Here is a 12837-nt window from a genome sequence, read left to right as displayed (position 1 = left end):
CCGTCGTTGTTCCAAAGATTGCGTCATCCCTTTAGAAACGAAATCGGAATTGCGTCAATTCTGCAGGAAAGGGAGTACGAGTCTCTAGGAAGTGGGCTAATCGATAACGCCCTGATCGGCCAGCCAGTCCGAAGCAATCACTTCGGGCACCGCCTGCTCATCGACACTTCTGGCATTCAGCGCCAACAGCTCGTCCTGATCCAGCCGCGCAGAGATGTCATTGAGGACCTCTTGTGCCTGCTCATCAACGGAGTCGGTCACGATGGGGGCAATGTGCTCCTGAGGGACGATCTGCTCTGGATCCTCCAGAACCACGAAATCGTTGGCCGCGATGGACGGGCTAGATGTGAAGATATTGGCGGCTACATCGATTTCCCCGTCGTTGAGCGCCTTGACGGTGAGTGGTCCACCGGAATCGTCGATGGTTTGGAGCTCTACTTCAACGCCATAAGCATCTTTGAGGCCAGTTGGGCCGTATGGCCGTGTCTCGAACTCGGGATTTGCACCAACCACGAGCCCATCGATGGAGGCAAGGTCACCGATCTCTTGGAGGTTGTGCTCCTCCGCAAAATCTTTCGTGACAACCAGCGAGTTTTGATCCGTAGCTTCGGCACGATCCAGCGCGGTCAATCCGTCGGGTAGGGCGCTCGCGAGCTCCTCCTCGATCTCGTCAGCGCTTGTTGCTGTGGTATCAGAGTCAAAGTATTGCAGGAGGCTCCCCTCGTATTCGGGGAATACATCAATGTTCCCATCCTCCAGCTCAGAGGCGTAAACCTCGCGTTGGCCGATTTCATACTCGCGCTGGACGCTGTAGCCCTCGGCCTCGAGCGCCTGCGCGTAGATCTCCGCGATGATCGTGTTGGAGTAGTACTGCTGGGAGCCGACGACGATGGTTTCGCCCGATTCTCCGCCAGATTCGGATAGCGGATCTTCTTGGCCGCCACAAGCGCTCAGTGCGAGTGCCATCGCGCCCGAAAGAGCCGCCACCTTGATGGATGTTTTCATGGTTACGTCCTTACTCTCATTGTTTACCTCAATCCGGGCAATCTACGCAGGAGCCGCCCTATAACCTCGAAGAGGATATCGAGTACTACTGCCAAGGCAATGACTACAAGTGATGCTGCCAGAAGGAGGGGATAATCGTAGGTTTTTAGGCCGAGGAAGAGGGGCGCTCCGAGCCCGCCAGCTCCCACGTAGGCTGCAAGAATGGCGGTGCCGGCCACCTGCACTGTTGCCGTGCGAATTCCGCCGATCAACAACGGAAGGCCGAGGGGGATCTCTACACGAAAGAGCACTTGCCAACCGCTCATTCCCTGGGCTTTTGCGGCATCCACAACACGTGCGTCCACTGACTCAACTCCCGAGTAGGCCCCGGCAAGTACTGAAGGAATCGCAAGGGTTACAAGTGCCACCATCGGGGCCACCAGCCCTAGGCCCGTGAAGAGCGCTACGAGGGTGAGTAAACCGAGTGTGGGAAGGGCGCGTACCATGCCCGTGGTAGCTACGCTCAAATTGCGGAATCTGTGAAAATGCCCGATAGCCAGCCCGATGGGCAACGCGATCACTAACGCGATTGCCACAGCGGCCACGGTGTACCACAAGTGCTCACCCAGTCGCATTCCGAAGCCTGTTGGTCCGGACCATATATCCGAAGTGAAAAGAAGTTGGAACGCCTCACCTATCTGGTTCACGCGGCCACCCCCTTTGAGTGGGAACGTTGCCACGGAGCAGCCAGATACCCCACAAGGACGATAATCTGATCAAGGATCAGCGCCAACAGTGCTGTGATCACAACTCCGCTCAGGATCGAGGGGACGATGCCGCGCTGGAAACCGTCCGTGAATAGGGAGCCCAGCGACTGAACTCCGATCACGGCGCTTACCGTCACAAGACTGATCGTACTGACGGCCACCACTCGCAAACCGGCCAGAAGTGCCGGCATCGCCAGAGGCAGTTCAACTGAGAAGAATCGCCCGATAGGAGAGTACCCCTGCGCAGTTGCCGAAAGCCGGACTGTGTTTGGCACGGCATCCAGAGCGTCTGCCGCCGAACGAACCATAAGCGCCAGCCCGAACAGTGTCAGGGCAACCACCACATTGATGGAATCGCGAACGCCCGTTCCCAGAATGACGGGCAACACGATGAAGAGCGGCAGCGAGGGGACTGCATAAAGCAGTCCAGTACCTGTGATGATGACGCCGCGCACGCTCCGGAACCGATTAACGAAAGCAGCAATCGGTAACGAAAGCACGAACGCGGCCAAGATTGCCGGCAGTGCCAGCGCCACGTGTTGGCCAGCAAGGGACGCAATATGCGCGCTGTTGGTGAGAACCCAGTTCATCGGTCTACTCTCCGGCGAGCTGGCCGAGAACTCCGAGGGGCCTACCCGCGGCGTCGCTCACGTTCCAGCCGCCCGAGCGCCGCGGGGAAGCAGCAAGTTCGCGTCTTCCACCCTCATCTACGCCTACAAACCGAGCAACGAAATCATCTGCCGGATTCTCAATAATCTCCTGCGGGCTGCCCACCTGAGCAGTCTTTCCTCCGGATTGCATCACAGCGATCTGATCACCGAGCGTCAGCGCCTCATCAATATCGTGGGTTACGAATAGAATCGTCTTCTGTAAATCTTTCTGCAGGTGCATGAGCTCGCGCTGCAAGTCCAGCCTCACCAGCGGATCGACCGCCCCAAACGGTTCGTCCATGAGGAGGATATTGGGATCCGCCGCTAACCCGCGAGCCACTCCCACGCGCTGCTGTTGGCCACCGGAAAGCTGCTCGGGATAGCGATCGGCGAGCGATTGATCCAGCCCCACCATGTCCAGCAGCTCCCGTCCTCGCTCCCGTGCCTCACTCTTTGATGCTCCGTTCAGCCGCAGAACCGTCCCCACGTTATCCACCACCCGGCGATGTGGGAGTAGGCCAGCATTCTGCATCACGTATCCGATACTCCTGCGGAGGTTGACGGGGTTGGCGGAGGAAACGTCGTCGTCGTCAATCAAAACACTCCCCGAAGTCGGATCAACCATCCTGTTAACCATCCGAAGAAGTGTGGTTTTCCCGCAGCCGGACGAACCAAGCAAAACTGTGCAGGTGCGGGACGGGATAGTCAGGCTGAAATCGCGGACGGCTTCCGTCCCATCATCGTAGATCTTCGAGACGTTGCGGAATTCGATACCCACGGGTTGCTCCTCGGGCTGGACAGTTCGCTGAACCTTAGCTTACACGCCGTCCGCTTGCGTAGCGGCGCGAAGATCCTCTGGCCGCGAACTTTGGCATTGACGTGGGTTATTCCGGCGAGGAAGCTGGGGGCATGGATGCAAGAGATGTATTGATAGACGCTGCGACCCGCCCAGCGCAGGCCGCCCGAGCCCTTGAAAGCAAACTCAGCCAAGAGGTTCTCAACGGTCACCTTGGTGGTCACGACAATTCGGTCGCGTGGCTACTGTGGCACACGGGCCGCGAGATTGATGCGCAGCTCGCCGATCTGGCTGGCCAGCCCGAGGCGTGGGACCGCTTCAAGGATGGCATTGGGCTGGGTGATGCTGGGGCACTCGAGGGATACGGCCATACTCCCGCGCAGGCGCGTGCTATACGGGTGGACGATGCCGGGCCGCTCTTGGACTATATCGATGCAGTGACTGCCGATCTTGTTGACTACCTACATGGGCTCGCGGATGACGATCTGGATACCGTGATTGATGCGAGTTGGGACCCGCCCACCACCCGCGGTGTTCGGCTTGTGAGCATTATCGACGACGCCGCCCAACACATCGGCCAAGCCGCCTACGTTGTGGGGGCATTCAGTCAGAACTAGGCTCTCAGCGAAGAGGATTCGCCTTTACATCCCCGGTGGCCCCAACTAGCGTGGAAAAGAAGATGAACGGCTAAGCCGATGATCTCGATTGGGTGTTCAACCGCCTAGCCTCGGCTTAGCCACATTGCACGTAGGAGGCAATATGGCTACCTTTTCGTTGAACAATCCCTCTACCGGCAAATCCGAGGACACATTCGATCGAATTGAGGATTCTGATCGCGATGCAATCCTCGATCGTTCTGAAATCGCCTACGAATCGTGGCGGCAAACGCCGATAGATGAGCGCGCGGCAGTCTTAAGGCGTGCGGCCCAGCTCTATGAGGATCGCAAGGATGAACTCGCTGCTCTCATCGGCCGCGAGATGGGCAAACTCAAGCGTTGGGCAATCGCCGAAATCGACATCGTATCCGATATCTACCGCTGGTACGGCGAACATAGCCACGAACTGCTGGCACCTCAAGAGCTTCCGGCTCAAGGCGCCTTCCACACGTATGTACGCAAGGATCCTATCGGGCCGCTAGTTGGCATCATGCCGTGGAACTTCCCCTACTATCAGGTTGCTCGGTGGGCTGCACCGAACCTCTTGTTGGGCAATTCCCTTGTGCTTAAGCATGCCTCGATCTGCCCGCTATCTTCACAGGCCTGCGCGGACATCCTCCGCGAGGCGGGCCTGCCCGAAGACGTGTTCATTAACGTTTACGCGTCCGGCTCGCAGATGGGCGGATTTGTGGCCGATTCGCGCGTTGCTGGTGTTTCCCTTACCGGCTCGGAATCCGCCGGTGCTTCCGTGGCGAAGACTGCAGGCGAGCACTATAAGAAGTCGCTCTTGGAGCTGGGCGGCAACGATCCCTTCCTGATTCTTGATGATCAGAATTTGGACTGGGTTCTTGATCAGTTCGTGAAGATCCGCATGTACAACACGGGTCAAGCATGCAACGCTCCAAAGCGCTTGATCGTTCTGGACGATTTTTATGACCGCACCCTTGAGATTCTCAAGCAGAAGATCGGCCAGTTGACGGTTGGGCCGTGGGACGATGAGAGTGCGGATATCGGTCCGCTTTCGTCGATTGGTGCGCGCGATGAAATCGTAGAGCGAATCGAAGATGCTCGTCAGCGTGGGGAGGCGAGCGTGCCGGTTGGTGGAAACGCGCTCGACAGGCCAGGCGCCTACATGGAGGCGACTCTGCTCACTGACGTTGATCCAAGTTCCGACGCTGGCTCCAATGAGATCTTTGGTCCCGTTGCCATCGTCTTTTCCGCGCAGGACGTGGAGGAAGCAGTCTCCATCGCTAATAACTCTGATTATGGGCTGGCTAGTTCCGTTTGGGGCAGCGATTTGGCGCTTGCTGAGCGTGTTGCGGCGCAGATCCGGACCGGGATGAGCTTCGTTAATGAGGCATCTGTGACCGGTGCTGGCCTGCCTTTCGGCGGCGTTGGACGCTCCGGTTACGGCCGTGAGCTTGCCGAATGGGGCGTTGGTGAATTCGTCAACGATCACCTCATTCGAGTAAGCGATCAGTCCGATGCGGGGCTCTCGCCCGCTTTCTGACGTGAGAAGAACCATTCTGGGGGCCGGCTCGTAGTACGGGGTACCGTTGAGCCGGCCCCCAGTTTCTTTTTGGGTGGGCGCGCTTTCGAGGCTTGCTCGGCTGATTGTGCTTTTACAACGACGGCGAAGTAACGCGCAGCAAATCTGAGCCTCCCAGACTAACCGTCCAGATGATCGATCGCGTATTGAGCTTGATCTGCGGTGTACTTTTCCCCGTACTCGGAGACAAGCTGCTCGTAAATCTCCGAGGATGACATATCCATGAGGTCTTGGTAGCTTTTCGCGGATTCTAGGGCGTTCTTGTTCCAATCGGCATCAAGGTTGTCCACCGCATATTGGGCTTCATTGTCGGTGAATTGTTCGCCATACCCGGAGACTAGCTGGTCATAGAGCCCTCGATAGCTCATCGGCATCGATTCGTTATATGAGGCGGCGTTCATTAGGGCGTTCTGCTTCCAGTCAACGTCGAGGTTATCGACTGCATATTGGGCGGCTTCTGCTGAGAAGCCATCGCCGTATTCGGAGGTGAGCTGATCGAAGAGGCCCGCCTTACTCATATGGAAGATGTCTGAATAGGACTTCGCGGAATCGAGAGCGGACTGGTACTCAGCTGGCACGTTTGAGGCCGGTTCTGGAGTAGATTCGGGTGGCTCCACTGTGGGCTGCGGCGCCTCGCTTGGAGGCGTCGGTGGCTCGGTTTCAACCGTTATGGCAGATTCCGTCGGCTCAGGCGATTGCGACGTGGCGGGTGTTGAGGAACTTGTGGAACTAGAGTTTGCTTGGAGTCCGCCAATCACTCCGCCCGCTATGAGTAGTAAGCCAATAAGAAGCCAAAACCACCACTTCTTGAAGAAGGGAGACTTAGCCTGTTGACTCGGGCCCCATTGGTTGCCGAAATCTGGCTGGCTCTGTTCGGGTATCGCTGAATTTTGGCTAGGTGGGAATGACGGGAATTGCTGACTGGGCGGCGGTTGTGTACTCATAACCACACCTTAAGTGCAGGCTCCCACATAAAAGCGGCGATTAGCCAATATCGATACTTCGCACTAATGCTCATCGTGCCGTAGTGTCGCACTTAGGTTGCGTTCTATGGCGGATGAGAGACGAACATGTCTGAGGAACACAAAGAAGAATCAGTGCCAATCCCACCTGAAGCCCCTCCTGAGGAGGAAGTAGTTGCCGTGGTGGTCGAGGCCGAGGAACCTACCCCGAAAAGCTACGGAGGAGTGTCCGCGGTTCTTACGAAATACGGGTTGGGAGCCTGGTACCTCATCGGCATTGGGCTGGTCGTGGCTTTCATCATCTTCGCTACCGCTCAGATCCAAATGGTGTTTATCGCAGTGTTCTTGGCACTAGTGATTACCTCACTCCTTGGGCCGTTCGTTGGGTGGCTATCCCAATGGATACCGCGAGGATTGGCCACTGCCCTGTCGCTCCTGGGAACATTCATCTTCTTCGGTGGTCTGTTGTTCTTCGTTGGATACTCCGTCTCAAACGAGTGGGCTGATCTCGGCTCACAGTTTTCGACCGGCATCGCGCAGGTGTTTGATTTCCTTGACCGCAGCCCATTAAGCGACATGATCGGTGACGGCGAAGTGAACCAGAGGCTTCATGAGGTCACAGTTGCCGTGATGGAATGGGTTCAGGATAACGCGGGCAACGTCGCTTCTCAGGCGATGAGTTCCGCTTCCGCTATCGCGCTGGGCCTGACCATGCTGGCCCTCGCCATCTTCATGGCGGTCTTCTTCCTGACGTCAGGATCCAAGATGTGGCTCTGGTTCATCAACTTGCTACCCGCCAAGAACCGCAGGAACGTGCATCACAGCGCCACCGCTGGTTGGAAGACCTTCTCCGGATATGCTCGTGGGACTATTATCATCGCCGTTACGGACGGGATCTTGGCGGCCATCCTGCTATTGATTGTTGGCGTTCCTTTGGCGGCACCGCTCGCAGTCCTCGTAATGATTGGCGCCTTCATCCCGATGATCGGTGCTCCCGCAGCCATGATCATTGCAATGATTGTGGCGCTCGCGGCTGATGGCATCGTCAAAGCTGCCGTGGTAGGAATTGGCATCGCGCTGATTGGGCAGTTCGAGGGACATATCCTTCAGCCACTCGTCATGGGCCGTCAAGTATCGCTCCACCCGGTGGTGGTGGCCGTTGGTGTCGCAGCCGGGACCATGCTGGCGGGGCTGCTCGGGGCGATTATCGCAATCCCTCTAATCGCCGTAATCTGGGAGGTTTACAGAGTTTTGCGCGCGCCCGAACCGACGGTCCAGAGCCTCGAGGAGCTAAACGATTGACCCTCAGCTCCCAGAGATTGGACGCAACCTCGGCGGAGCCAAACACAGTGAAATCGCGCTGTCAGTGTCTTGCTGTGTCCTTGTAGGTTGTCTCGTGGGCGAAAGACGAGGTCTCGGCGTGAGATGCGCAAGAAGTGATCTCGCATAGCGAGCTCCCCGGAACGAGGAGCTGAGGTGATTCTCAACCCAGATCCCGGGGAGCTGGTGGGTCAATAGGGCGTTGAGGAACTCCCTGATTAATCGTTGAGTGTTGCTAGTTCGTCAGCTGGGTCAGCGCCATCTCCGATATTCTGCAAGACAATACCCAGATCATTCTCGAGCGATTCCTTTCCAGGAACGGTCAGCTTGCGGGGATAACTGGCCTCTTCCAATGTTTCGGTGACTAGATCGAGGCTGGACTGAGCTAGTTCAGTTTCATCGCCCACCTCAATTTCCATACCTTCTGCCACGGGGAAGCCCTGAAGGGTATTAACCCACATCTGTTGTCCTTCACCCACGGCCATAAACTCCACGAACTTTGATGCGGCCACCAAATGATCATCATCGATGTCCGCGTTTATGGCGATGGCGAAGTCAACGCCAGATGTGACACCAGCATCGTTGTCTCCGAGCGTGGGGAATGTGGCCATCCCGATCTCATCGCCTTCAACTGCAGTGCCGGGGACTTCAGGACTGCTGGAAAGAGCCGCGCCAATGTGCCACGATCCCGTGGGCATAGCGATCGACTTTCTGGCGAGGAAGTAATCATCGCGAGCAGACGGATAAGTGGTGGTGGAGGTAGCGCCCTGTTGGAACACGCCCTCGGAGAAGAGATTTTGCCACTGTGTTGCGGCTTCAACAAGGGAATCGGAATCCCATGGGATATCCCCCGCGGCGGCCTTGTAGACGTCACCGCCATCTCCATATTGGTTACTCAACCAGACGAAGAAATCGGCGTTATGCCACTCTTCCGCAGCACCCATGGCGAATGGCGAATATCCCGCATCGCGCGCGGCTTCACTCACCGCTAACAGCGAGTCGTAATCGGTGGGCAGATCAAGATCAAGTTCGTCGAGGAGTGTCTGGTTGTACAGGTAGTACTCCATGCCGCCCGTTAAGAGAGGAATGGCCGCCTCCGTACCTTCTGTGGTGGTTGTTTGATTGACTGATTCTTCATTGAGCTGATCGATCCAGTCCGAGGCGTATTCTTCAATGGGAAGGGCGAAATCGGCGTAATCGTCAAAGGACGATCCCACTTGAATACCGTAGAGGTCTGGAGTTTCTCCAGCCAGAATCTCGTTATCGAGGTTCGTAAGGTAGTCCCCGTAATCCTCCTCTCGTGTGAATTCAATGGTGATGTTCGGGTTCTCCTTCTCGAAGGCCTCGATAAGGTCGGTCCACTGGTCTTGAGTGGGGAGCCAAGAGTGGAAGGTTATGGTGACCGCATCATCTGAGGAACCTCCTTCTGAATCGGATCCACTGCATCCCGCTATGGCGAGGCTTGCTGCAGCCGTCAGTGCCACGAGAGGCGCTATGTGCTTTCTATAGTTTCGCGTGCTCATTGTCTACTCCTTTGTTGGTCGATGAACCGGCTTGTTGTCTGCGAGTAATCGGTTTCCTGATAGTGCAATAGGTGGGCAGCGGTCAATGAGATCTGCTGGGTAGCTGGCGCTTGGGTGACGTGGTAGCAGAAACGCCGCGTCCCAATGTGTAGGACGAGCTCAGCGTTGGCTACTTCTGCTCTGATCACAGCAGAAGATTCGTTCTGCTCCCAAGCTAGTGACTCTTCTGTGTGTTCCAATGGTTCCGACCACTCGACCCTAAGGTCTTCCGGGGTAATCTTGATGCGGATATAGTGTTGTGATCCTGCCCGCCACGGCTCAACGATGGCTGTGCCACCGGGTTCCGTGGCCACCTCGTAAACCGTGGTACCAGATGTGGGACGGGGCCCTGAGGCCGTCAGCTCACGATCACGACTGGTACCCGTCACATCCAGAACTGAGGAGAGATTCTTGAGTTCACCCTGCCAGAGCTCCACATGGCGGGTTATGGAGAAATCGTCAAAGCGTTGCCCACTGCGACTACTGGTGAGTCCCACTCTCGCAGGGGAATCGTCTATGTCGCAGCTGAACCGAACCGTATCGGCAAACGTAACGCATACAGATCCTGGGGATTTTTCGATGCGCAGCTTTTGCCAGCAGCTCGTAGATACGGTATTCGGCAGTTCCTTGGTGAGATCACGGTTTTGCCCTGCCCCCTGGTTCCTGACAGATAGAGTCCGATCATCATGATCAACCACCACCTCGATAGTGCCCCCAGACTCCGGTCGGAGATGGAAGCCAGCGCGGCTGGGGCCCGGCCCTATCCAGACCTGAGCGACATAGAAGGCGAACTTTCCATCGCAGAGGCGGGGGCCGTCAATCGTCAGCTCACCAGTATGCACGGCGGGAAGAGCGGGTTTAATGCGGGGCTCAGAGCTGGGTGCATCCGTGTACATCCGCTTCGATCCGCACCAAAGCGGATCAATCCGCATCACGCGTTGTTCCACACCTATCTGCCGAACTTGATCGGTAGAACGGCCATGGTAAATGATCCAATCACTAACTAGGTTAGGTGCAGTAGTGATGGAGTTATGTCCGGTCCCCTCCACCGCCCCGGTTTGACGGACAAGGGGGCTGAACGTATCGGGGTCAGGATGTTTCGACCATTCCAGCTCGTGGCCGGCCGTGCCAGTAAGTGGCGCAGAGGCCTGACCAATGAAGTAATCCTTGTGCTCGTACGCATTGCCTGAATACGTTAAGAAGGCGCGGTTGCCGCGCTCGATGTAGGTGGCGCCCTCAATGGTGTGCCAATCGCGGCCATCCCCAAATCTGTTCCGCTCGAAAACCTCTTCGTCCATGGAAGGCGACACAATCCTCTGGGGCCGTCCCTCCAGCTGATCGGGGGCAAGGAGGCGATCTGCCACGATCACAGTTCCGATACGGCGGGTTGTAGCTTCGTCGTCGTTCACTGAATAAAAAAGGATCAAATCCCCTTGCGAATCACGGACCACGTCCGGATCAATCGCGAAAGTATCGAAGAAGCGGTGGACGGGAGTAAAAGGGCCCTCAGGAACCGAACTGGTGGCCAAATGGAGCCGCTCATCGTGCGGATCGGAGGAGCCACCGGGCCGGAAGGATACGTACATGTCAAAGCGTCCGTTGTTATATACAACGCACGGCGCCCAGAAGTGGCTACGGCCAGCCACCGTGAGTGCGGGCCCGAGGTGGTGCCAAGTTACCAAGTCTTGTGACACGGCAACGTTGACCTGCTCCTCGCCCGTCGAATAGCAGTAGTAGCTGCCTCTGTAGGGCAGGATGAAGGGGTCAGGGTTTGTGTGCGCGATGCCGTCCGTGTACTGAACTGGATTGGTATACGTGGCAGGTGCGTAGGGCGAGACCATCAATTCTTCACCGCCCCTGCGGCTACTCCTTCTTGGAGGTAGCGCTGGCTGAACAGATAAACGATGACCGACGGAATGGTCATGAGGATCAGCCCCGCGTAGAGCTGGGAAATCTGTTCCAAGCTCATGCGGTCGAACTGTAAGAGTGATATGGCCTTTGGCACGGGGAAGAGTTCCGGTGACGTCAAAAGTAGGTTCGGGAGAAGGAATTCATTCCAGCAGTAGACGAAGGAAAGGACTCCCACAGTAGCCAGAGCAGAGCCGCTCAGTGGCATGAGGACCCGCCGCCAGATAGTGAAGGTGCCGCAACCATCCAGGGTTGCCGCTTCCAAGAGGTCGTCCGGAATGCTGTCAAAATGGTTGCGCATCAGCAACAGCATCATCATGACGTTGAACGCGATCATCGGGATGATAACTCCCACCCGAGTGTCCCGTAAGCCCATCGTGTTGACGGTGAAGAATAGCGGGGTTACCACGGCAGCTACGGGCACGGCCAGGCATGCGAGGAGCGCCCGGTAGATGACTTCTCTACCTCGGAACTGCATCTTGGAGAAGGCGTATCCACCCAGAGAGGAGATGAGTATGATGACCATCGTGGACAGGCCCGCCATGAGGAAGCTGTTGCCGATCGCACTCCAGTAGTTGAACGTATCGTGGTTCAGCACGGCAGAGTAGTTGTGCCATCCGCCCACTTGCACAGATTTCACAATCGCAATGACGATCGGGTACATCCAAAGGATCAGAAGAAAGACGAGCACCGCGTACATGATGACACGGGCGAAAAGTTTAGGCTTCATGCGTCCTTCCTCGAATTGACACGTAGTTGAATAAGCGAAAGTAGGAAGGCGATCAGCAGGATGATGACGCCTATAGACGACGAGTATCCTGCTTCACGATCGCCACGGGTCTGGTAGAGGTACGTGGTGAGGAACTGGGTCGCATTTCCTGGCCCGCCCCCGGTGGTTAGCCACACGATGTCGAAGGTCTTCAGTGATCCCACAATGCCCAAAATGATGAGGACACTGGTTGTACCGCGCAAGGAGGGAATTGTGATGGACCAGAGTGTGCGCCACCAGCCGGCGCCGTCGATGCGGGCAGCCTCGTAGATATCATTGGGAATGGCCATCAGGCTGGAGAAGTAGATCATCATCGAGAAGCCCATCCACTGGAAGATGTTGATGGCGATGATGGACCATACGCCCAAATCAGCGCCCAGCCATTGGATCACCTCGCCTTCTCCTAAGAGCCCGATGGAACGCAGAGTCTCATTGAAAGAGCCGTAGTTTGTTTCGAGCATGTAGCGGAAAACCGTTGCGATGATAGCGGGAGCCATGGCGATCGGCAGGAAGAATACGGCCTTGAAAAAATTGCTTCCCGGCATGCGTTCCTTGCAGATTACCGCAACGAGAAGTCCAAGGGCAGCCTGGACAGCCACCGTGATCACCATGAAGATGACAGTGTTGAGAGTGGCTCGGCGGAACGTGCGATCACTGAAAAGGTCTATGTAGTTTTGGAACCCCACGAACTCATACTTTGTCAGACCGTTCCAATCGGTCAGGCTGGCAAGGAAGGTAAATCCGATTGAGAAGTAGATGAGGACGCCGCCCAGAAGAACGATCGGCAGAATGTATAAATAGGGCGTCAAGCGGTTTGAGGTATTCCTCATCGACCCTCCTGAAGTGTAACATTCAACGTTGAACCTTTGAATTAGGATTTCACAGTTTAACGTTGAACGCAACACTCATTTTGA

General features: G+C 56.5%; 12 protein-coding genes. 3 read left to right on the top strand and 9 right to left on the bottom strand.

What is annotated here, in order from left to right; all coding sequences use genetic code 11:
* Positions 1–96 precede the first annotated feature (96 nt).
* The 4 genes from DD236_RS08175 to DD236_RS08160 are packed head-to-tail and all read right to left on the bottom strand — an operon-like array spanning position 97 to position 3179.
* On the bottom strand, positions 97–1005 hold the full coding sequence (locus DD236_RS08175; protein WP_109093884.1) for an ABC transporter substrate-binding protein: 909 nt from the start codon (positions 1003–1005) through the stop codon (positions 97–99).
* Between the two features lie 23 nt (positions 1006–1028).
* A complete protein-coding gene (locus DD236_RS08170) occupies positions 1029–1691 on the bottom strand; it encodes an ABC transporter permease (protein WP_243410150.1) in 663 nt (220 codons plus the stop codon).
* Positions 1688–2341, bottom strand: coding sequence for an ABC transporter permease (locus DD236_RS08165; protein ID WP_109093883.1), 654 nt, complete (start codon positions 2339–2341; stop codon positions 1688–1690). Before DD236_RS08165 ends, DD236_RS08170 begins: the two co-directional genes overlap by 4 nt.
* A 4-nt stretch (positions 2342–2345) precedes the next feature.
* A complete protein-coding gene (locus DD236_RS08160; RefSeq protein WP_109093882.1) occupies positions 2346–3179 on the bottom strand; it encodes an ABC transporter ATP-binding protein in 834 nt (277 codons plus the stop codon).
* 131 nt (positions 3180–3310) lie between these two features.
* On the opposite strand from DD236_RS08160, the gene DD236_RS08155 reads away from it, so the two are divergent.
* Both DD236_RS08155 and DD236_RS08150 read left to right on the top strand, forming a co-directional pair.
* Positions 3311–3814 (top strand): mycothiol transferase, encoded by a 504-nt coding sequence (locus DD236_RS08155; protein ID WP_109093881.1) that lies wholly within the window; start codon positions 3311–3313, stop codon positions 3812–3814.
* A gap of 142 nt (positions 3815–3956) precedes the next feature.
* Positions 3957–5363 carry an NAD-dependent succinate-semialdehyde dehydrogenase gene (locus DD236_RS08150; RefSeq protein ID WP_109093880.1) on the top strand — a complete coding sequence of 469 codons (1407 nt, stop codon included), beginning with the start codon at positions 3957–3959 and terminating at the stop codon, positions 5361–5363.
* Positions 5364–5521: 158 nt separating this feature from the next.
* Here the strand turns inward: DD236_RS08150 and DD236_RS12310 are convergent, their stop codons facing one another.
* Complete coding sequence (locus DD236_RS12310; protein ID WP_243410149.1) at positions 5522–6019, bottom strand: Ltp family lipoprotein; 498 nt, start codon at positions 6017–6019, stop codon at positions 5522–5524.
* A 453-nt stretch (positions 6020–6472) separates the two neighbouring features.
* Between DD236_RS12310 and DD236_RS08140 the strand changes: the two genes are divergently transcribed.
* Positions 6473–7666, top strand: coding sequence for an AI-2E family transporter (locus DD236_RS08140; RefSeq protein WP_109093878.1), 1194 nt, complete (start codon positions 6473–6475; stop codon positions 7664–7666).
* A 236-nt stretch (positions 7667–7902) separates the two neighbouring features.
* On the opposite strand, the gene DD236_RS08135 is transcribed toward DD236_RS08140, so the two are convergent.
* Genes DD236_RS08135 through DD236_RS08120 form a run of 4 tightly spaced genes read right to left on the bottom strand, consistent with a single transcriptional unit; the run spans position 7903 to position 12753 of the window.
* Positions 7903–9207 carry an ABC transporter substrate-binding protein gene (locus tag DD236_RS08135; RefSeq protein WP_109093877.1) on the bottom strand — a complete coding sequence of 435 codons (1305 nt, stop codon included), beginning with the start codon at positions 9205–9207 and terminating at the stop codon, positions 7903–7905.
* Entirely contained in the window at positions 9204–11087 is a 1884-nt protein-coding gene (locus tag DD236_RS08130; RefSeq protein WP_109093876.1) for a glycoside hydrolase family 43 protein, read from the bottom strand. Before DD236_RS08130 ends, DD236_RS08135 begins: the two co-directional genes overlap by 4 nt.
* Positions 11087–11884 (bottom strand): carbohydrate ABC transporter permease, encoded by a 798-nt coding sequence (locus DD236_RS08125; RefSeq protein ID WP_109093875.1) that lies wholly within the window; start codon positions 11882–11884, stop codon positions 11087–11089. The genes DD236_RS08130 and DD236_RS08125 overlap by 1 nt, the downstream gene beginning before the upstream one ends.
* Positions 11881–12753 carry a carbohydrate ABC transporter permease gene (locus DD236_RS08120; protein WP_109093874.1) on the bottom strand — a complete coding sequence of 291 codons (873 nt, stop codon included), beginning with the start codon at positions 12751–12753 and terminating at the stop codon, positions 11881–11883. The genes DD236_RS08125 and DD236_RS08120 overlap by 4 nt, the downstream gene beginning before the upstream one ends.
* Between the last annotated feature and the right edge of the window lie 84 nt (positions 12754–12837).

Origin of the sequence: Ancrocorticia populi, assembly GCF_003123745.1 — a bacterium.
Taxonomy (GTDB): Bacteria; Actinomycetota; Actinomycetes; order Actinomycetales; family Actinomycetaceae; genus Ancrocorticia; species Ancrocorticia populi.
This window is presented reverse-complemented; position numbering and strand designations above follow the sequence as displayed.